Source organism: Candidatus Defluviilinea gracilis, assembly GCF_057138825.1.
Genome location: NZ_DBNHEF010000079.1, coordinates 83,353 through 103,899, shown reverse-complemented (window position 1 = coordinate 103,899; position 20,547 = coordinate 83,353). Strand labels below are relative to the sequence as shown.

Below are 20,547 nucleotides of genomic sequence, written 5' to 3'. Positions count from 1 at the left end.
CATTCAAGGAGGTGGCTGGCAAAGATTTTCAGGGGCGCTCATGAACTAAAGCAAACGATCCAATTAGACAACCATGAGGAGATTGTATGAAACGATCAGTTCGTATGTTAGTTGTATTCCTATTAGTGGGATTGATCCTGATGCCAGCCCAAACCTTGGCGCAGGCATCGAATCTGGCAGGCGTGGGTCTGCTGGACGACTTCAACCGGGCGAACGGGGTATTAAACGGAAATTGGTCTGGCAACCGATCGAAGTATCGCATCTTGAATAACCAGTTGTACGTCAATAGCAACGCGTCGAATGCGGATATTTACTGGAAGACCGCACTTGGCGTCGACCAGGAAGCCTACGTTACATTCGTCGATGTGAAAGACACCGCCACCGAACAAAACCTCCTGCTCAAAGCGCAAAGCAACCGCACGTGGGGCGATGGCGTCATTGAAGTCCTGTATGACGCGAATCAGCACATGGTACAAGTGTGGACGTGGGAGTGGCCCAAAGGCTGGGTCAAATATGGCGGAGATATGCCCGCCACCTTCGCGGACGGCGACACCTTCAGCGCTCGCGCTTATGGCAACGGGTTTGTCGAAGTCTATCAAAACGATACCTTGTTGGGCGCGCGCGATATCACAGCCTGGCCCCATTACGCCAAAGGCGGATATGTCGGTCTGTGGTTCATCGGCGGGCGCGGAGCCATCCTCGATGATTTCGGCGGCGGGACGATCATCGATCCTCCGTACCAGCTTGTCGACCTCCAATTGCTCGCTTTCAACGACTATCACGGGTACCTCGAGACCTCTGGCAACCCGGGACCCGGCAACGTGGGTAGCGACCCGGCTGGCGGCGGCGAATTCCTTTCCGCGAAACTTACCCAACTCCGCGCGGGGAATGCAAACAGCCTCACCGTGGCGGCAGGCGACTTGATCGGCGGTTCGCCCTTCCTCTCCGGCATGTTCCACGATGAGCCATCCGTCGAAACGTTGAATGCCATGGGGCTGGATGTCTCCAGCGTCGGTAATCACGAATTCGATGAAGGCGTGGTGGAACTCCTGCGTATGCAAAACGGCGGCTGTCACCCAGTGGACGGTTGTTACTTCCCCAGTGACCCGTACCCCGGCGCAAACTTCAATTGGCTCGCCGCGAACGTCGTCAACGATGTGACCGGTGAAACGCCCCTGCCTCCGTACTGGATCGATGAGATCGACGGCGTGAAAGTCGGCTTCATCGGCATGACCCTCGAAGCAACCAACACGCTTGTGTCGCAATCCGGCATCAATGGCTGGACCTTCCTCGATGAGGCAGATACCGCCAACGCGCTCGTTCCCGAGTTACAGGCGCAAGGCGTCGAAGCGATTGTGGTGCTCATGCACGAAGGCGGCTCGCAAACGCCTCCTCCGGGCGCGGTTAATGCTTGTGTCGGCATCAGCGGGCCCGTTGTGCAGATCAACAACCTGCTCGACCCCGCCATCGACGTGGTGGTCACAGGACACACGCACCTCCCGTATAACTGTCTGCTCAACGACCCGAATGGGAATCCCCGTATTGTGACGAGCGCGTACTCGTTTGGTCGCGTGGTCTCTGAGATTAACCTCGTTCTTGACCACCGCACAGGCGACATCCGCCGCGACCTCAGCTCCGCCACCAACCATGCCGTCGTTCGCGCGCAATTGACGGCTGATGCCGCCATCACCGCCATCATCAACAAGTGGAAGGTGATCAGCGACCCGATCGGCAAAGCGCAAGTGGGCACGATCACGGCTGATATCCGTCGCGCCTTCAACGGCGCCGCCGAAGATCGCGGCTCCGAGTCGAACGCGGGCAACATGATCGCCGATGCCCAACTCTTTGCAACCCAAGTTAATGGCGCGCAGATCGCGTTCATGAACCCGGGCGGCATCCGCTCCGATTTGATCTTCGCCAAGTCCGGCGCAGAGGCGGTGGATGGTATCGTCACCTACTCGGAAGCGTTCACCTTCCAGCCTTTCAGTAACGTCCTGATGACGATGCCCATGACCGGCGCTCAAGTTCAATCGGTGCTTGAAGATCAGTGCCAGCCTGCCGGCTCGAGCCGTCCGTTCCTGCACCTCGGCGTATCGGTCGGGTTCAGTTACGATCTCTCCAAGACATTTGGCTTGGTGGATCACGACAACAACCCCACGACGGCGCCGATCAACTCGTGCACCTCGATCACGGTCTCGAACATCATGTTGAATGGCGTCCCGCTCAACCCGGCGGATACGTATATGGTAACGGTCAACCAGTTCCTTGCCGACGGCGGCGATAACTTCGTCACCTTCCGCGATATCGACCCGTCCCTGCGTATCGGCGGCGGTATCGACCTCGATGAGTTGATCGCCTACTTTGCGGCGAACAGCCCGGTCTCCCCTCCGGGAACGAATCGAGCCAACGAACTGCCGTAAAAACAAGCAAGTCGTTTCAATGAATCAGGGTCGCAGAAATGCGACCCTGATTTTTTATCCCTTCATCGCCCGCGTGGCAATGTAGTTGGGATGAAATTTCCCCAGCGGCGAATCGGACATCACGTCTTCGTACAGGTCGGTGATGACGAATCCCGCCGCGCATTGTCCGCCGAGCAAATCCGTCAGCGAGTGACCGAATTCGAGAGGCAGACCTTTGGCGAGATATTCGTCCAAGTCCTCTTTCGAGAGGCTGGTCATGTCTGAATAGGGGATCGAGTGCGCGACTTCGAGGATGCCCTCGTCCATTTTGTACAGGTCGAAAATGTAGTGGACGGGATTCATCGAGCCTGTCAACAAAATCCCGCCGTGACGGAGAACGCGATAACATTCGCGCCACACCACGCGGACATCTTGCATGAACACCGTCGAAACGGGATTGAAGATCAAGTCGAATGATTCATCGGGGAACATGGATAAATCCGCCGCGTCACCTTCGATGGTTTTGAGAGTCAAGCCTTCGCGTTCGGCGACGAGCGTGTCTTGCTTGAGTTGGGCAGGGGAGTTGTCGAAGACGGTCACGTTCGCGCCGAGCGCGGCGAAGATGGGTCCCTGCTGACCGCCTCCGCTGGCGAGGCATAACACGTCCGCGCCATTGAGGGGAGGAAACCAGCGATGCGGAGTTGGAATATTTTCCGTGAGCAAAACTTGGAACTCGCCGCGTTTTGCTTGTTCGATGACTTCGTGAGTCACGGGCTGAGTCCAGCGGTTGTTCGATTCGACTTCGCGGTTCCATGCCTCGCGATTGTAGGTGCGGATGTCCATATCACTTCCTTCGTTTTTAATCGGGACGCTGATGAACGCTGAAAACGCAGATTTTATTCTTTTAGAAATCAGCGCAGTCAGCGCGCTTCGCGGTCTGCGTCCAAAAGTTTTCAGCCCAAACAAAACCATCAATCATCCTTGCGGTTCTGTCAATTACAGGGATTTTACATGGGGATAATATTGTTGTAAATCGGATTCGTAGAATCACAGGTAAGGAGAATTGCCCATGAAAAAATTGTTGCCAATTATCGCCCTCTTGTTGTTGGTGTCCGCCTGCGCCGCGCCTGCGACACAATCCGCGCCGACGCAGGCGCCAGTGGTGGAGTCGCCTCCCGCAACGGCGACCCAGCCGCCCGTCGAGAATGAAGCGGCTGTTCCCGTCACAGAAGATTACGCCATCTTCTCGATCAACGTGCAGGATTTTTCGCATCCCGCTGAATCTGCCGCAGTGTTGAATCACATCATTGACTTGCACGAAGAATTGAACGTGCCAGTGGATGTCTATCTCACCGATGTGATGGCAAAGATTTATGCCGAACAATATCCCGACTTGTTGGCGCGTCTGAAAACATCGCCCGTTGTTGCTGTCTCGTATCATTATCGCGCGCCGCGACCGTATGCCAACAATTACGATTGGCTCGGCTTGAGCACGATGAGCGCCGACGAGTTGTATCAAACGGTGATGCGTTACGAAACGCGCGAGGTTGATCCTGTGACGGGGCAAACAACGGATGCGGCGGGCGGTTATCAATACGTGGCGGACATGATCGGGTATGCGCCGTACGCGGCGTCGTCCATTGCGGACTCGGCGGAAATTGACAGCGCGATCTTACAAGTGTTCGACGAACTCGGCGCGCAGATGACGGTGGTGCATGGGCGCGCGTTGAATCTTGGCGACGTGAAAAAAGGTTTGCCGATCCGACCCGAACATTACGATTACAAATTGTTTGAATTCATCGGGCAGGACGCGGTCGCGAGTTTTGAGTCCGCGCTCACGCAGGCGCATCAATCGGGCGGCGTCGCGCCGTATTTCGTCGGCGTGAAGATGCACGATAACGATTTCTTCGCAACAAAATCCGCGTGGCTCACCGTCTATGTCGATGGCGGCAAACGCCCGAACTGGGACACGTCGCTCGCCGCGCCGCTACTCTCACAACCCGAACAAGATGCGATGTGGGCGATGTATGAACAAACCGTTCGTTATGTCGCGTCGCAAATGGATCGCGTGACGCCAGTGAATATTCCGATGGTTTTGGAAATGTTGAAATACCTACACTAAAAAGGATTTCCCATGAAAAGACTTTTCACCCTCGTAATCGGATTTCTTCTTTTGACGGCGTGTGTGACAGCCCCATCAGCGCCTCAGACCCAGCCTCCGCCTGATTCAGTTTCCCCAACCGAATCTCAGCCCACGCTTTCCCCCGCGCCTGAGGCATCTGGCACAACCCTCTACCTCTCCGCCACCTTGCACATCGAATCGAAGTTTGACTCATGGCCCGCAGACACCGAATCCTTCCTCAACTTCCTCCAACAAACAACCGATGCGGGCATCCGCTGGTCCATCGGCGGCGACATTGGCTGGCTCGAGTCCGCGGACAATGCGCAGGAGATCGTGCAACGTTCCGCGGCAATGGGCGCGCAATGGGACAATCACGCGCACAGCCCGAACGACTTGGGGAAGATCGCGTCCATTCTCTCTTCGTGGGGCGTCACGCCAACGGGCGTCGTCAGTGGATTCTTGATTCAAGACTTCGACGGCTTGCAGTCGAGTTACGCGTACCAAGGAAATTCGTGGTCGCCATCCGTGATTTGGGGCGGGGTGGTTTGCCCGGGACATAAAGAGGGATGCGATGATCTCTCTGTAAGTTTATATCGCCCCACGAGCAGTTCGCAATTTGAAGTCCATGACCCGAGTGGGAAATTGATCAAGCTCGGCGGAGGAAGCCACCAGTTGGCAGACGCTGAAGCTCTCGCCGCGCAAATTGCGCAAGGACAGCATCCGTATCCCGTGATCGGGTACACCATCATGGTCGAGCCTGAGACGTTGCGCATCTCAACGTCTGCTACCGATGATGTCAATGTGATTTTGGCTTTTGTCGAGCGCATGAACGCGTATCCGTTCGTCCGCTGGGCGACGATTGCCGAAACCGCGCAAGCATGGACTGACGCGGGCGAGGTCGCGTTTCAGATCAACGAATAAGATAGGACTTACGCAATTGAACCTGTTGCGCCGCAGTGCAACTGCTCGCTAATTGCTAAACTCCTGAAAATAAAACGACTTCCGCGAGGAAGTCGTTTTTATGTTCGTGTTTACATTTACGGATTCGGCGTTCCCTGCACCGCCACGCCAACCCACGTAAACCCGCGTTTCTCGCTAACCGCACCAGCCGAAACCCACACGGGCTGACCTTGCTCGTCCACGCCGTTCTGGCGGACGGTTGTTACCCACCATTGGATCAAGTGTGCAAGATTATCGTTCGGGCGGAAGGATGTGGGAACGATGAATTTCGTATCCGTCACATATTCGGTGATGCGCAATTCGCCTGTGGTCACATCTTCGATGATGACCTGATATCGTTCGTTATCGCGCAATGTTCCCACAGACGCCCACTGCAAGGTGACCACATCGTTGGCAAGGGTGAACGCCGCGCCGTTGGCGGGGAGGAGCAGGCTCGGGGCGGGATAAGGAGGCGGAAGCGTCGCAGTAGGAGTGGGTCCCGGTGTGGCGAATCGGGCGCATAAGGGGATCACCAGGGTTGTCCCAAGTAATACATTGTCCGATGCCAGTCCGTTGTAAAATTTGATCGCATCCTGTGGGACGTTGTAGTTGAGGGAGATCGTTGAAAGGGTGTCGTTTGCCTGCACGGTGTAGAGAGCCGTTTCGCAGGCTTGGAAGGTTTGCGTTGCTTCGTTTGGAATATTGGTAGGCGGCGGCGCGGGCGTTGCCGTTGGGTAGGGAATTTTCAAGGGTTGCCCAACCGAAATCAAACATTCCGATGATAGTTGGTTGGTGATAATAATACTTTGCACTGAAACCTTGAACGTTGCCGCAATGACGCCGCAGGTTTCACCCTGACGCACGGTGTAGTCGAATGGCGGCAGGGGTGTTTCAGTCGGGATGGGCGTTCCCGTTGGGAGTTCCGTCACTGTGGGCGTGATGGTTGCGGTGGCGGTCGTTGTGCCTTCGGCTGTCGGAGTCACAAGCGATGCGCCGGTCGCGCCGGATTGCAACAGGGCATAGATTGCGACAGCGCCGATCGCCAGCACAATGACAATCGCGGCAAGCGCGGCGGGCAGGCTGAGCGTGATCTCAGGCATGCGGCTGGCTTGAACAACCGTTTCGGCTTTCTTGGCTTTGGTTGCGGCTTTGGCGGTGAGTTCTGTCCCGCACACGAGACAACGCGTGGCGTTTTCACTTAAGCGCGTTCCGCAGGTGGGGCAGACTTGTGATTTTTGGGGTGAAGGTTCTTGAAGCATACGGGCGGGAATTATACCATCTAACGTTTTTCGAGATTTTGAACCGTTATCCGCAGTTAAAGTTGCTTTGACTATCGTCAATGCGACATTTTGCAAGTTAAGAACTTAAACGAGCGCTCCTGCCATACCTGATTGAGCCGCGGAGACACCGAGTCGCGGAGTTTTTCACCGGCTCAGGACTTACGCAATTGGCGGGCAGTTGCACTGCCGCCGCAGTGCAACTACGGCGCAACAGGTTCAACCGCAGATGTCCTATGGCTTTATTTCGGCAGGCTCAATACAAGGTCTCTGTGTCCCCATGTCTTAGTGTGCGATCTCTATTGTGTAAGGTGAGTTAATGACTCCTGTAATCCGAGATACATCTCGCCTTTCAGGTTATTCTTGAGCAAGAGCGACATGAGTATCGCGTTATGGGGATCAGGCTGGCTTCAACTGCATAACATCAGTTAATGAAACTGCGGCTGTTCGATTTGCTTGACAGATCGCGCTGAACGCATTCGTTGGCGCGGCAGTCGTGACTGCCGCGCCAACGAATATTTACCTTAACCCCTGTTCTTTCTCCGCCATCGTTACGGCTTCCTCGAAGATGGTAAGTCCCTCATCTGCCTCCTTCTTGGTGATGCACAACGGCGGCGCAAAGCGCATGGTGGACCTGCCGCACCCGAGCGTGAGCAAGCCATGTTCGAAGGCGGTATGCTCGATCATGTTGCGGATTTCCTCGTTGGGTTCTTTCGTATTCTTGTCTTTCACGAACTCCACGCCGATCATTAGCCCCTTGCCGCGCACATCGCCAATGGACGTGTGCCGAGCCTGAATTTCTTCCAGCGCGTCTTTCATGTAGTCGCCCACCTCCGCCGCGTTGGCGAGGTATTTTTCTTCGAGCAGATCAATGGTTGCAAGCGACGCGGCGCAAGCGATGGGGTTCCCGCCATACGTGTTGCCGTGAGTCCCTTTGGGCCACGTCATTACTGATTCGCGCGCAATACACGCGCCCAGCGGCAGACCCGAAGCGATTCCCTTTGCGGAGACAACGATGTCCGGTTCCACATCCCAGTGTTCGATTGCCCACCATTTACCCGTGCGCCCCATGCCGCTTTGCACCTCGTCCACGATGAGCAGGATTCCATATTTATCGCACAACTTCCGCAACGCGGGGAAAAATCCATCCGGTGGGACGACGTAACCGCCCTCGCCCTGGATCGGCTCCACGAGAACGCCGGCGATCTCATCGCCGGGCACATTGTGCGCGATGATCTCCTCTTCGATGAAGCGCACGCAAGTTTCGCCGTAATCCTCGCCCATCTTGCGGTGCAGGATCGGTCGATATTCATCGGGAAATGGCACATGCGTCACGCCAGGCATGAGCGGATAAAACCCGCGATGATAATGCGGCTTGCTGGCGGTGAACGATACCGACCCCATCGTGCGTCCGTGGAACGCGCCGAAGAAACCGATGAAGTTGTGCCGCTTGGTGTGATACTTTGCCAGTTTGATCGCGGTCTCCACTGCTTCGGTCCCCGAATTGGTGAGAAATGTTTTTGCATGTTCTTCAAACGGCGCGATCTCGTCCAGTTTTTCGCTTAGGCGCACCCAACCCTCGTGATAAAAGTCGGACGAGATGTGCAGAAAATTTTCGGCGGCGTCCTTCACCGCTTTGACAACTTTCGGGTGTGAATGTCCCGTGGATAACACCGCAATGCCCGCCATCATATCAATGAAGCGGTTGCCGTCGGCGTCCCATACTTCCACGCCTTTGCCGTGATCCATCACCAGCGGATACGCGCGCGGGTACGACGATGAGACGACCTTCTGGTCTCTCTCCAGCATTGCCTTGGCTTTCGGACCAGGCAGATTCAATTTTTTCATTACGAACTCCTTAGTGGATGAACGTCCCGCAGGTTTATTTGGATGGATTACGTTTTACGAGAAAACCTGCGGGACTATGATAGGCGGATAGAAAACAACGCGTCAGACTCAGGTCAGCCTGAGTCGCCCATGGACAATGTTTCCCCATCCCGGTCCGCGGTCCACCATTTTGTGATCAGCCACAAAGGGGCTGTCACGCAGATCCGACTCTTCATGCCACCCTTGCCATTTCATTGCTTCGTTTGAAGCGCGCCCATGCGAGCGCGCCCAGCAAACCCACATCATCGCCGAGCGCGGCTTTGGCAATGACTAAGTCATCCAAATAATGCGGATGAAACGTATGCTCGCGCAAACTTTTTTCAAACGGCTTGAACAACAGATCGCCCACCTGTGAAACGCCTCCGCCAAAAATTACAATGGACGGATCGAAGATGGCGAGATAATTCGCAACTGCAATGCCGAGATAATGTCCCGCGCGCGCAAAGGCTGAAACAGCGAGCGAGTCGCCTGCAAGCGCCGCCTCCGCTATCTGTTTGGCGGTCAGCTGTCCCTGCGAAGGAAGCGAGGAACTTACTCCTGCTTGAATTTGTTCCATCGTATGTCGCGCGATGGCAGTCCCCGATGAAAATGATTCCACATGTCCGTTTTTGCCGCATCCGCACGGCGGACCGTCCGGGTCGATGATCATGTGACCGAGTTCGGTTGCGAGTCCGTGAAAGCCTTGCAAGAGCGCGTCGTTGCAGATCACGCCGCCGCCGACGCCCGTGCTGATGGTGAGATAAACGAGGTTGTGATGACCCTTGCCCGCGCCGAACGTCCATTCGCCGAAACCCGCCATGTTCGCGTCGTTGTCGAGGTGCACCGGCACGCCGAAACGCGCGGAGAGTTTTTGCGCCAGCGGAAAATTTCGCCACTCGGGAATGTTCGGAGTGGCGAGGATGGTTCCTGTATACGGATCAAGCGGACCGGGGGACGCAACGCCCATCGAAGTGACGTTGGGGTCCCACACATTTTCGATCGCTTGCACGAGGCGATCGAACACGCCGGGCTCATGCGCGTTCGTGCGCGCGCGATAACGAGCAATGGGTGTGATGCTTTCAGAGTTGTATGATGCGGTGCGGATGTGCGTCCCGCCGAGGTCTACGGCTATCGTGAGTGACATGGGGGTCATTATAACCGAGCATCTACCAGCCTAAAGTTTCCGCATGACTTGGGCAATCGCTTACCGCGAAGAACGCTAAGAGCGCGAAGATTAAAAAGATTTTCTTGGCATTCTTCGCGCGCTTTGCGGTTAATGGGTCTCCCGTAATTAACGGGAAAGAGCTTCACCACGAAGGGCACAAAGTCTTGCGCTGAGTTCGTCGAAGCGACACAAAGGCAAAAAAGAGCCTAGATTCCTTGGGTTTTCCTTTGTGACCGTCGTGTCCTTTGTGTTTGAAAAAAGGTTTCCCGTTAAAAACGGTAGAGCCCGGTTAATGAAAAATTGGCAGAGTTGACTCTGTTTTCCATCCCTGCTAGACTCGTTTCATGCCAAACAAAAAGAACTCCCAGGTTACTCGCTTGCTCGAAGAGTTTCGAGAGATCGCCCGTTGGTTTGCGCCGGGGCTGGGAATCAAACGTTGGTTCCTTTTTATCATGGCGGGTATCACACTGCTGGGGGTGGGGCTGGCCATGCTCCTGCTTGATCTCTATCGCACCGATTCAACCAACGAGACCCTCCTGGCGATCCTTTCATATGCCTCGCTTCGATTCTTGCCGCGTATTCTTCGTATTTTGGTGTTCGGCGGGATCGGCCTTTGGCTGGTGGGATACGGCATCGTGCGACTCAACCGCTCGCTTCTTCGCCCTTACCTTCGGTCTGGTCGCATTTTGCTGAACGATTTGACCGACTTTCGCCGCCGCGAACGCGGACCACGTATCGTTGCCGTCGGCGGCGGGCACGGGCTGGCATCCCTGCTTAGAGGTTTGAAAACGTGGACGCGGAATTTAACGGCGGTGGTCACAGTTGCAGACGACGGCGGTTCGTCGGGTCGCCTCCGCGCAGATTTTGGGATTCTGCCTCCGGGCGATATCCGCAACTGTCTCGCCGCCCTTTCCAACGACGAGCAGATGCTCACGCAGTTGTTCCAATATCGCTTCAGCGGCGCGGGCGATCTGAGCGGTCATTCGTTTGGGAATTTATTTATCACCGCGCTGGCAGACATCACCGGCAGTTTCGAAGGCGCGGTTGAGGAATCGGGCAGGGTGCTTTCGGTGAGTGGGCGCGTGCTTCCATCGACACTGCATGACGTGAAACTGGTTGCGGATATGCAATTGCCTCACACGATGAATCAAGTTCGGGTGGAGGGGGAGAGTCGCATCCCACAGATGGCGGGGCGCGTCAGCCGCATCTGGCTGGAACCGAACGACGCGCCGGCGTACCCGCCTGTGTTGAAAGCCATCCTCGGCGCAGATATGATCGTGATCGGACCCGGCAGTTTGTACACCAGCATTCTGCCCAACCTGCTCGTGCAAGACCTGCTGGGAGCCATTCGCGCCAGCCGCGCCGTCAAAGTGTATGTATGCAACCTTGCCACGCAAAGCGGCGAAACGGATTTGTTCTCATGCTACGATCATGTCCGCGCGTTGGAGGAACATGTGGGCGATAACCTGTTCGATGTGGTATTGTGCAACAGTAATTACGAGGGCGCGCTCAACGAAGGCTCGCAATGGGTGAAAGCAGATGAAAAAATCCTCGCCGACGCGCGCGCCTTTTGCACCGACTTGATCCACGAAACGCAACCCTGGCGGCACGACTCATCCAAACTGGCTACCGCGCTGAACGATGTGTTGGAAGAATACTCGAGCCCATTGGGCTGACGGTTACTTTCATCCTCGTTTCACTTCAAACTGTCACATCCCGCGCATTGTTCGTCTTGATCGAAATTTCTCTGTGATAAAATCTCATCGAAACAGATACAGGACTTATGCGTTGGCGGGCAGTTGTACTGCCGCCGCAGTGCGACTGCGGCGCAACAGGTTCGCCTGCGTAAGTTCTAAGATATCAAATATCATTTTCGGAGGATTGAAATGACAGTAAAAATCGGCATTAACGGATTTGGGCGCATTGGGCGGCTCGTGTTCCGCACCATCAAACAACGGCACCCGGGCGAGATCGAAGTAGTTGCGGTGAACGATTTGTTCGACTCCGCGACCAACGCGCATTTATTGAAATACGATTCAACGTATGGCCCATTCGAAGGGACCGTTGAAGTCAAAGATGGCGATCTTGTCATTGACGGCAAGACGGTCAAGGTCACAGCTGAGAAAGACCCCGCGAATATCAAATGGAAAGATATGGGCGTGGATATTGTGATCGAGTCGACGGGATTTTTCACCGACGCGACCAAAGCCAAAGCGCACATCGAATCGGGCGGCGCGAAGAAGGTCATCATCTCCGCGCCTGCAAAGAACGAAGATATCACCGTTGTTCTCGGCGTCAACGACGACAAATACGACCCGAAGAAACATAACATTGTTTCCAACGCTTCCTGCACCACGAACGGACTCGCTCCCGTGGCCAAAGTGCTCAACGATAAATTCGGGATCGACAAAGGTTTTCTCACCACTATTCACGCGTATACCAACTCGCAGAAACTGCAAGACCTCGGCGCGAAAGACGTGCGCGATGCGCGCGCCGCGGCGCAGAACATCGTTCCATCCGCAACGGGCGCGGCAAAAGCAGTGGGGCTTGTCATCCCCGAACTCAAAGGCAAGTTTACCGGCATGGCGTTCCGCGTTCCCACGCCGACCGTTTCGGTTGTGGATTTCACCGCCACCCTCAACAAAGAAGCGACCGCCGACGAAATCCGCGCGGCGATGGTCGAATATGCGCGCGGTCCCATGGAAGGCGTTCTCGATGTGACCGACGAGCCGCTCGTTTCCACCGATCTGCGCGGCACAACGTATTCGTCCGTGTTCAGTTCGATGGACACGATCGTCCTCGGCAACATGGTCAAAGTGGTGGCATGGTACGACAACGAATGGGGCTACGCCTGCCGCACCGCCGATCTCGCCGCGATGATGGCGAAAAGCCTTTAGTCTGTTAGCCTGCTAGTCTGCTAGTCTCCTAGTCTGCTGGTCTTGACTAGGGGACTAATGACAAGAAGACTAGGAGACTATTGCCATGAACAAGAAAACAGTCAAAGATATTGATCTCAAAAACAAGCGCGTGCTCATGCGCGTGGACTTCAACGTGCCGATGGCAGACGGCAAAGTGACCGACGACAAACGCATCCGCGCCGCGTTGCCGACGATTCAATACGTGCTGGATCAAAACGCGTCGTTGATTCTGATGAGTCATTTGGGGCGACCCAAATCCGCTTCGGATTCCCAGTTCAGCCTGCGCGCGGCCGCGGAAGTTTTATCCACGCTTCTGGCGCGTCCCGTTCAAATGGCGCCCGATTGCGTGGGACCCGAAGTGGAAACAATGGCAAAAGACTTGAAGCCCGGCGAAGTGCTGATGCTCGAAAACACGCGCTTCCACCCGGAAGAAGAGAAGAACGATCTCGATTTTGCCAAACGACTCGCCTCGCTCGGCGAAGTCTACGTGAACGACGCGTTCGGCTCGGCGCATCGCGCGCATGCTTCCACCGAAGGCGTGGCGAGATTTCTCCCTGCTGTTTCTGGCTTTCTCATGGAACAGGAACTCGAATACCTCGGTCGGGCGGTAGCGAATCCTGAACATCCCTACATTGCGATTCTCGGCGGCGCGAAGATCAGTGACAAGATTCTCGTCGTCGAAACCCTGCTCTCCCAATGCGACAAACTCATCATCGGCGGCGGCATGGCAAATACATTTCTCGCCGCGCAGGGACTCAACATGCAAGACAGCCTCGTCGAAGAAGCATCGCTTGAAACCGCCAAGGGAATCATGGCAAAGTCTGCCGACAAATTGATCCTGCCTGTGGACGCGGTCATCGCGGATAAATTTGCCGAAGACGCGAACACGCAAGTCGTGGACGTGGGGAAAATCCCTGCTGGCTGGCGCATGTTGGATGTGGGACCGAAAACTGTCGGTGTGTATCAAGCCGCGTTGAGCGGAGCCAAGTTGATCGTCTGGAATGGACCCGTCGGCGTCTTCGAGATGCCGAAGTTTGCCGAAGGGACGTTTGCCCTTGCGCGCATGTTGGCAGAATCCAACGCGGTCACGGTGATCGGCGGCGGCGATTCGGCGAGCGCGGTCAAAAAGGCGGGCGTCGCCAAACAGATGACACACGTCTCCACTGGCGGCGGCGCGTCGCTGGAATTTTTAGAGGGGAAAGAGTTACCCGGCGTCGCGGCGTTGATGGATAAGTAATCAATCAGACCTGACAGGTTTTAAAAACCAGTCAGGTCTATTTCTTTAATTTCAACTTCCCAACAATTTACAAAGCGATAAACCCGGTTTAACAAGCCTCGGCTATAATTTGGCGAGTTGAATTCTTGACCAAGAATGCTTTGCCACAGAGCGCGCAGAGATATTGAGTTTTTCTCAGGGTTCTCTGTGATCTCTGTGGCTAAATAAGATTGCATGGAGCAATGAATGTCTTTCAACGTCGGCGATAACGTCGGACCATACAAGATCATCGAACAGTTGGGGCAGGGCGGCATGGCAACCGTCTACAAAGCCTATCACGCCTCATTGGATCGCTATGTCGCGGTCAAAGCCTTGCATGCGGCGTTCGGTGAAGACGCCACGTTTTCGGCGCGGTTTCAACGCGAGGCGCGTGTCGTTGCAAAACTCGAACATCCGAACATTGTGCCGGTGTACGATTATGCCGAACATGAAAAACGTCCGTATCTCATTATGAAATACATCGAGGGGGATACGCTCAAAGCGCGGTTGAATAAAGCTCCGCTGACCGCGCAGGAGATCGAAAAAGTCGTCGACTCGATCGGTTCCGCGCTGGCGTATGCGCACAAGCAGGGAATCCTCCACCGCGACATCAAGCCGTCGAATGTGTTGGTGGCGAACGACGGTGTGATCTATCTCGCGGACTTCGGCTTGGCGCGTATTGCCCAGTCCGGCGAATCAACGCTTTCCTCCGACATGATCATGGGCACGCCGCAATACATCTCGCCCGAGCAGGCGATGGGCAAGAAAGAGCTCGACAACGGCACGGATATTTATTCGTTCGCCGTGATGTTGTATGAGATGGTGGTGGGGCAGGTGCCGTTCAGCGCGGACACGCCGTTTTCCATTATCCACGATCACATTTACACGCCCCTGCCGCTTCCACAATCGATTAACCCGAAAGTGCCGGAGCCTGTGCAACGTGTGTTGTTGAAGGCGCTTGCCAAAGAACGCGCCGACCGTTATGAAACAGTTGATGGACTGGTTGCGGCTTTTAAGTCCGCATGGAATGAGGCGGGCGTGCCTATGCAGGGCACGTTGATCACGATCGCCAAACCCGTAGAGCCGTCGCCTGCCGATAAAACGCGGATGAAGCCCACTGCCGAGCCGACGAAGATGGCGGCAAAGGCTGGGGCGGCTGAACCCGTTGCACTGGCGGAAAAGAAGCGTTCGCCGTTTGTCTGGGTGGGAGTCATCGCAGTCGTCGCAATTTGTTTGGGGTCTTTGTTTGTCGCGCGTCAGAATCGCCTGTTTACAACATTCTTGAATCGACGCGCCACTGCCACCCCAACGTTTACCGCGCCCGCCACTGTGACGAAACAAGCCGCGCCGCCGGTTCAAACTCCCCTTCGATCGATCACCCCAAACCAACCGTTGAATCTTCCGCCTGAGGCGCTGGTTGCGCAACAACGCGTAAAAGATAACCCCAATGATCTGCAAGCGCGGCTTGATCTTGCGGTGGCGTTATGGTCGGCTGAAATGCCGGGCGCATCGTATGATACCCTGGCGGAATTGATCAAGCTTGCCGGCGCGAATAATGAGGCGTTTTACATTCAAGCCGGGGATAAGTTTGTTGCCATTGAAGGCTGGTTACCGGCGGCGGCGTTATATTTTCAGGCAAGAAAAACATACGGGTTGGGCGGCAATGTGCCGAATAATATATTGGATGGTTTCCACCAATCTTATTACAGAGGCGCAGAGCGCGCCGAAGCCCCGTCTGTTCTGCCGTTTGACAAGGTGGCGCAGGTGGATCAGCCGATCGCATTAGTCGCGCAGGCGCGTAACGCCTTCTATTCCGGTCACATCGACGATGCCGCTACGTTCTTGAATCAGGTGAAGCGGTTGTCGCCGAATATGCCCGAGGCGTTTTTGCTGGAAGCGGAGATGAACTCGGTGACCGGTGAAAATGAAAAAGCGCGGTTGATCGCAAACGGTTTGCTGGCAGACTTGAGCGCGCCGGATTGGGTGCGGGCATTTGCCGAGGAAATCATCAAAAAACTTCCCTGAGGGAGCATCATGAGAAAACCATTGGTTGCCGGTAATTGGAAGATGAACAAGAACTCTGCCGAGGCGCGCGAACTCGTTGCGGCGATGCTGAATCCGTTGCGCGCGATCGCGGGCGTCGAAAAAGTGTTGTGCCCGCCATCCACCTCGTTGCCCGCGATCGCGCCGATGTTGACCGGCTCGGATATCGGTCTTGGCGCGCAGAACATGCATTGGGAGGAGAAGGGCGCGTTCACCGGCGAACTCTCGCCGAACATGGTTAAGGAATTTTGCGCGTACATCATCATCGGTCACTCGGAGCGACGCGCGTATTTCGGTGAAACCGATGAGCAGGTGAACAAGAAATTACATGCCGCGATGAAGGCGGGCTTGATTCCCATCGTGTGCGTGGGCGAGACGCTGGACGAATACGAATCTGGTCGGACGGGGGAGGTTGTTTCGCGCCAGATCAAGCTTGGGTTTGCCAGTGTGGATTCCGCATCCGCATCGCGCATCGTTGTCGCGTATGAGCCGGTGTGGGCGATCGGCACCGGCAAAGCCTCGAGCGGCGAGAATGCCAACGGGGTGGTGAGGCAGGTCATACGTCGCGCATTGAGCGAAGTGTTCAACGAGAATGCCGCGCAATCGATGCGGGTGTTGTATGGCGGGTCGGTCACCGGGTCCAACGCGCCTGAATTTTTCTCCCAGCCCGAAATCGACGGCGCGCTCGTGGGTGGCGCAAGCCTCAAGCCCGATGAGTTCGTGGCGATTACCAAAGCGGCTTCCGCGCGATAGGCAATCGACCGTAGACGATGAACTGTAGTCTATCGTCCGTTGTCTGTGGTTGCGACCGGGGAAATGGATGAATCAACTTGCGGGTTTTTTCTGGTTTGTCTTGATGCTCGCGCCGCTGATCTTTCTACAGCGGCTTTTGCATCGCGAATTGCAAGCGGTCTTTCTGATCGCCACCCGCAGCGCGCGCTTCACGATCGGGTTGTTCCAGTTGATCTTTTTGCCCGGCGTGTTCCTGCACGAATCGAGTCACTATCTGATGGCGAAAGTCCTGCGCGTGCCGACCGGGCGTTTTTCGGTTCTTCCGCGCCCCTTGCCGAATGGGCGACTGCAAATGGGGTATGTCGAAATCGCCCGTTCAGACATTGCGCGCGATTCGCTCATCGGCGCGGCGCCTCTGATCGTGGGAACGCTGTTCACCGCCTATGTGGCAGTGTACGCGCTTGATATGCGGGTGCTGTGGGACACATTGCGTAACGGGCAGATGAGCATGTTTTGGATGGGGATCAACGCCCTGCCAACGGTCAACAACTTTTACCTCTGGGCGTATCTGGCTTTTGTGGTCAGCAGTATGATGATGCCCTCGCAATCGGACCGTCATGCATGGTTGGAACTGGTCATATCGGTGAGCATTTTATTCGTGGTTGCCCTGCTCGTCGGCGCGGGTCCGTGGATGTTGACCAACGTTGCCCCTGCAGTCAGCGATTTTCTCAGTTCGGTGGCGGTGATCTTCGGGTTGAGCGCGGCGGTCCATGGAATTTTGGCGCTTCCCGTTATGCTCCTCCACAAGTTGTTGGCGCGCTTCACCGGCACGGATGTGCGCTAGTCGTTTTATTTTCAGGGCTTACGCAGTGGGCGGGCAGTTGTATTGCCGCCGCCGCTGCAACTACGGCGCAACAGGTTCAACTGCGTAAGCCCTATTTTGATAAAAGTTATATCTTTAGGGGACATTCATAACTTGGAACAAGGCGAAACTTCGGTACAATTCAATCGATGATGAAATATTCCTCCCGCTGGTTCGACACCGTCCGCGAAATGACCGCAACGCTGGTTGCGATTCCCAGCGTCAGCCCGGATGCGGAGGCGGAGAATCGTTGCGCGGAGAGAATCCGCGAGATGCTCTCGGTTGATTCTCTCTCGCCGACTTTCTGGGATACAAACGACGGGCGGAAAAATATCGCGTGTTTGTTGAAGAGCGAGGACCCGAACAACATGGGCGCGACGATCGTGTTGATGAGTCACTTCGACACGGTTGGCGTGGAAGACTTTGCCCGCTTTGGCGATTCAAATCTTGCTTTCCAGCCCGATGAATTGGCAAAGATCATGCAAGCGACTCTCGAACAAAAAGAGTCGCTGACCTCTGCGGAGCAATCCGCGTTGACCGCATTGCACAGCGGCGAGTGGATGTTCGGTCGCGGCTCGGTGGATATGAAATCGGGCGTCGCGGTCAACATTGCGATCATGCGCGAGTTTGCGCGCACGCGGGAGAATGGGAAAAGATTGATCGACGAACTCGCGGGCAACCTGCTCTTCCTCTCCTGCCCCGATGAAGAGACCGAATCAACCGGCATCCTTTCGGCGGTTCCCGAATTGCTCAAACTCCGCGACAAGGAAAACTTGAACTACCTCGGCGTGATCAACACCGATTACACCGCCCCGCGCGATTCGAATCAGGACGCGCGTTTTGTCTACTCCGGCACGGTGGGGAAGTTGCTGCCATCGTTTTACATCCTCGGCGCGCGGACTCACGTTGGCGAGGTCTATCGCGGGGTAGACGCGTCGCATATTGCGGCGGAACTGGTCAGCCGTATCAACCTCAGCCTCGAATGGGTCGACTCGTGGCAGGGCTTGCTGGGAGGGGAGGAGGTCGCCGAAGTTGCCCCTCCGCCGGTGACGTTGCGGATGCGCGACCTCAAGTCTTCGTACAATGTGGAAACGGCTGGCGAAGCGTTTGTGTATTTCAACTGGCTCACCTTGACTCTCGCGCCCGATCACGCCATGACCAAAATGAGGGAAGCCGCTCGCGCCGCGCTGGAGGCGGTTCGTTTCAGGCAGGAGGAATCGTTCAAAGAGTTTTCTCGGCGCGGCGGGCAAACGCGTTCTCCGCTCAAGTGGCACTCGGTTGTGTTCGATTACGCTTCGCTGTGCGAGCAGGCGCAAGCTTGCTGGAACGAGGAGAATGCGGGCGGGGATTTTGCAGAATGGCTGAAAAAACGCATTGAAAAATACGCCGCTCTGACAACAGACCGACGCGAATTGAGCCGCATGATCGTCGCCGAGTTGGCGAAGGTTGCCAAACTCGGCGGACCCGCCGTCGTTGCGTTTTTCTCGCCGCCGTATTATCCGTCCATTGCGCCGCGGGAGAATCAGGTCACACGCGCGATGAATGCCGCGCTGGCGCAGCAGGTTGAGGCGCCGATTCAGAAGCGTGGTTTTTATCCGTATATTTCTGATTTGAGTTATGTCCAGTTGGAATCGAGTGTGCAAATCGAATCGCTCTCGAAGAATATGCCGTTGTTTGGGTTGAAGAATTCTTCAGGCGAGTTGGCATCTGCGCTCGATGAAAAAAAGTTGGAGGAGATCCGCGCGTTGAATTGCGCGGTCGTCAATATCGGTCCGTTTGGGAGCGACGCGCATGGGTTGTACGAGAGAGTCCACATGCCGTATTCGTTCGAGACGGTTCCACAGATTATTTTCGAGACAATACACAGCGTATTGAAGGAGGCGACGACATGATCGTTGGTATACCCAAAGAGACGCGCCCGTTTGAATACCGGGTGGGGTTGAATCCCGCCGGGGCTGAGATTCTCGCCCAACACGGGCATCAGGTGTGCGTCGAGAGAGATGCGGGTGTGGGAGCGGGGTTCAAGGACCGGGAGTACGAATCGGCCGGCGCGCGCATCGTCTACTCCGGCGAGGAAATCTTCGCCCGCGCCGACCTGGTTTTGAAGGTGGCTCGTCCATTGCGAAACGAGCTGGATTGGCTGAAGCCCGGCGCGGCGATCGCGGGCTTGTTGCATCTTGCCTCGGCGCGGCGCGACAAGGTGGAGGCGTTGCTCGAAAAGAAAGTCACGTCCATCGCGTACGAGCAGATCCAATTGGCAGATGGATCACTGCCGCTCTTGCGACCGTTCAGCCAGATCGCGGGGAGCATGACGGCGCAAGTGGCGGCGAGGTTGTTGCAAAATAATTGGGGCGGCAAGGGAATTTTGCTCGGCGGCGCGCCGAGTGTTCCGCCCGCCGAAGTGTTGATCCTGGGTTCGGGCGTGGTTGCCACGCATGCGGCGCAGGCGTTCCTTGGGCTGGGCGCGCACGTGACCGTGATGAGCGACGATCTCGACGGATTGCAAAAACTTCTCGATCGGTTTCCCGGCATCGTCACGATGATGTCTACGAAGCGAAATATCGAACGCGCCACCACGTATGCGGATGTAGTCGTCGGCGCGGCGCTGATCACAGGCGCGCGAACGCCGATCCTGGTCACGCGCGACATGGTGAGCGCGATGAAGCCCCGCTCGGTGGTCATTGACGTGAGCATCGATCAGGGCGGGTGTTTTGAAACCTCGCGCCCGACCACGCACGACCAGCCGACGTTTGTCGACGAAGGCGTAATCCATTATTGCGTGCCGAATATGCCCGGTGTTGTGGCGCGCACGGCGACGCACGCGTTCGTCAATGCCGCCATGCCTTATTTGATTCGGATGACCGACGATGGGATAGCCCCCGCGATTGCGAACGACCCCGCGCTCGAACGAGGCGTCAACACGCATCAGGGCGGGCTTGTTCATCTCACCCTGCTCGAGGAGCGATAAC

Annotated in this window: 16 protein-coding genes; 12 read left to right on the top strand and 4 right to left on the bottom strand. The window is 56.0% G+C overall.

The window, feature by feature from the left end:
• Window positions 1-86: 86 nt before the first annotated feature.
• Complete coding sequence (locus AC16KF_RS15945) at window positions 87-2,420, top strand: bifunctional metallophosphatase/5'-nucleotidase (protein WP_484038338.1); 2,334 nt, start codon at window positions 87-89, stop codon at window positions 2,418-2,420.
• A gap of 54 nt (window positions 2,421-2,474) precedes the next feature.
• Here AC16KF_RS15945 and AC16KF_RS15940 read toward each other — a convergent pair whose 3' ends face one another.
• The gene (locus AC16KF_RS15940) at window positions 2,475-3,242 is read right to left on the bottom strand and encodes a class I SAM-dependent methyltransferase (RefSeq protein ID WP_484038337.1); all 768 of its coding nucleotides are present in this window, start codon (window positions 3,240-3,242) and stop codon (window positions 2,475-2,477) included.
• On the opposite strand from AC16KF_RS15940, the gene AC16KF_RS15935 reads away from it, so the two are divergent.
• From AC16KF_RS15935 to AC16KF_RS15925, 3 genes are read left to right on the top strand one after another with little or no spacing between them, the layout of a single operon-like run.
• Window positions 3,235-3,420, top strand: coding sequence for a hypothetical protein (locus AC16KF_RS15935; RefSeq protein WP_484038336.1), 186 nt, complete (start codon window positions 3,235-3,237; stop codon window positions 3,418-3,420). The genes AC16KF_RS15940 and AC16KF_RS15935 overlap by 8 nt on opposite strands.
• A 48-nt stretch (window positions 3,421-3,468) precedes the next feature.
• Window positions 3,469-4,521 (top strand): hypothetical protein, encoded by a 1,053-nt coding sequence (locus AC16KF_RS15930; protein WP_484038335.1) that lies wholly within the window; start codon window positions 3,469-3,471, stop codon window positions 4,519-4,521.
• 12 nt (window positions 4,522-4,533) lie between these two features.
• Window positions 4,534-5,442: a hypothetical protein gene (locus tag AC16KF_RS15925; protein ID WP_484038334.1), complete on the top strand. Its 909-nt coding sequence runs from the start codon at window positions 4,534-4,536 to the stop codon at window positions 5,440-5,442.
• A 116-nt stretch (window positions 5,443-5,558) separates the two neighbouring features.
• On the opposite strand, the gene AC16KF_RS15920 is transcribed toward AC16KF_RS15925, so the two are convergent.
• The 3 genes from AC16KF_RS15920 to AC16KF_RS15910 all read right to left on the bottom strand — a co-directional run bounded on the left by AC16KF_RS15920 (window position 5,559) and on the right by AC16KF_RS15910 (window position 9,756).
• Entirely contained in the window at window positions 5,559-6,719 is a 1,161-nt protein-coding gene (locus AC16KF_RS15920) for a LysM peptidoglycan-binding domain-containing protein (RefSeq protein ID WP_484038333.1), read from the bottom strand.
• 537 nt (window positions 6,720-7,256) lie between these two features.
• Window positions 7,257-8,585, bottom strand: coding sequence for an acetyl ornithine aminotransferase family protein (locus AC16KF_RS15915; RefSeq protein WP_484038332.1), 1,329 nt, complete (start codon window positions 8,583-8,585; stop codon window positions 7,257-7,259).
• Window positions 8,586-8,796: 211 nt separating this feature from the next.
• Window positions 8,797-9,756 (bottom strand): ROK family protein, encoded by a 960-nt coding sequence (locus tag AC16KF_RS15910; RefSeq protein WP_484038331.1) that lies wholly within the window; start codon window positions 9,754-9,756, stop codon window positions 8,797-8,799.
• Window positions 9,757-10,112: 356 nt separating this feature from the next.
• Here AC16KF_RS15910 and AC16KF_RS15905 point away from each other — a divergent pair, with 356 nt between their 5' ends.
• From AC16KF_RS15905 to ald, 8 genes are all read left to right on the top strand, one after another.
• On the top strand, window positions 10,113-11,444 hold the full coding sequence (locus AC16KF_RS15905; RefSeq protein WP_484038330.1) for a gluconeogenesis factor YvcK family protein: 1,332 nt from the start codon (window positions 10,113-10,115) through the stop codon (window positions 11,442-11,444).
• Window positions 11,445-11,654: 210 nt separating this feature from the next.
• A complete protein-coding gene (gene gap, locus AC16KF_RS15900; RefSeq protein ID WP_484038329.1) occupies window positions 11,655-12,665 on the top strand; it encodes a type I glyceraldehyde-3-phosphate dehydrogenase in 1,011 nt (336 codons plus the stop codon).
• 85 nt (window positions 12,666-12,750) lie between these two features.
• Window positions 12,751-13,923 carry a phosphoglycerate kinase gene (locus AC16KF_RS15895; protein WP_484038328.1) on the top strand — a complete coding sequence of 391 codons (1,173 nt, stop codon included), beginning with the start codon at window positions 12,751-12,753 and terminating at the stop codon, window positions 13,921-13,923.
• Window positions 13,924-14,148: 225 nt separating this feature from the next.
• Complete coding sequence (locus AC16KF_RS15890) at window positions 14,149-15,966, top strand: protein kinase domain-containing protein (RefSeq protein WP_484038327.1); 1,818 nt, start codon at window positions 14,149-14,151, stop codon at window positions 15,964-15,966.
• A gap of 9 nt (window positions 15,967-15,975) precedes the next feature.
• Window positions 15,976-16,737, top strand: coding sequence for a triose-phosphate isomerase (gene tpiA, locus AC16KF_RS15885; RefSeq protein WP_484038326.1), 762 nt, complete (start codon window positions 15,976-15,978; stop codon window positions 16,735-16,737).
• Window positions 16,738-16,804: 67 nt separating this feature from the next.
• The gene (locus AC16KF_RS15880) at window positions 16,805-17,560 is read left to right on the top strand and encodes a hypothetical protein (RefSeq protein WP_484038325.1); all 756 of its coding nucleotides are present in this window, start codon (window positions 16,805-16,807) and stop codon (window positions 17,558-17,560) included.
• Between the two features lie 167 nt (window positions 17,561-17,727).
• Complete coding sequence (locus AC16KF_RS15875; RefSeq protein WP_484038324.1) at window positions 17,728-19,470, top strand: M20/M25/M40 family metallo-hydrolase; 1,743 nt, start codon at window positions 17,728-17,730, stop codon at window positions 19,468-19,470.
• A complete protein-coding gene (gene ald, locus AC16KF_RS15870; RefSeq protein WP_484038323.1) occupies window positions 19,467-20,546 on the top strand; it encodes an alanine dehydrogenase in 1,080 nt (359 codons plus the stop codon). The genes AC16KF_RS15875 and ald overlap by 4 nt, the downstream gene beginning before the upstream one ends.
• Window position 20,547: the final 1 nt, after the last annotated feature.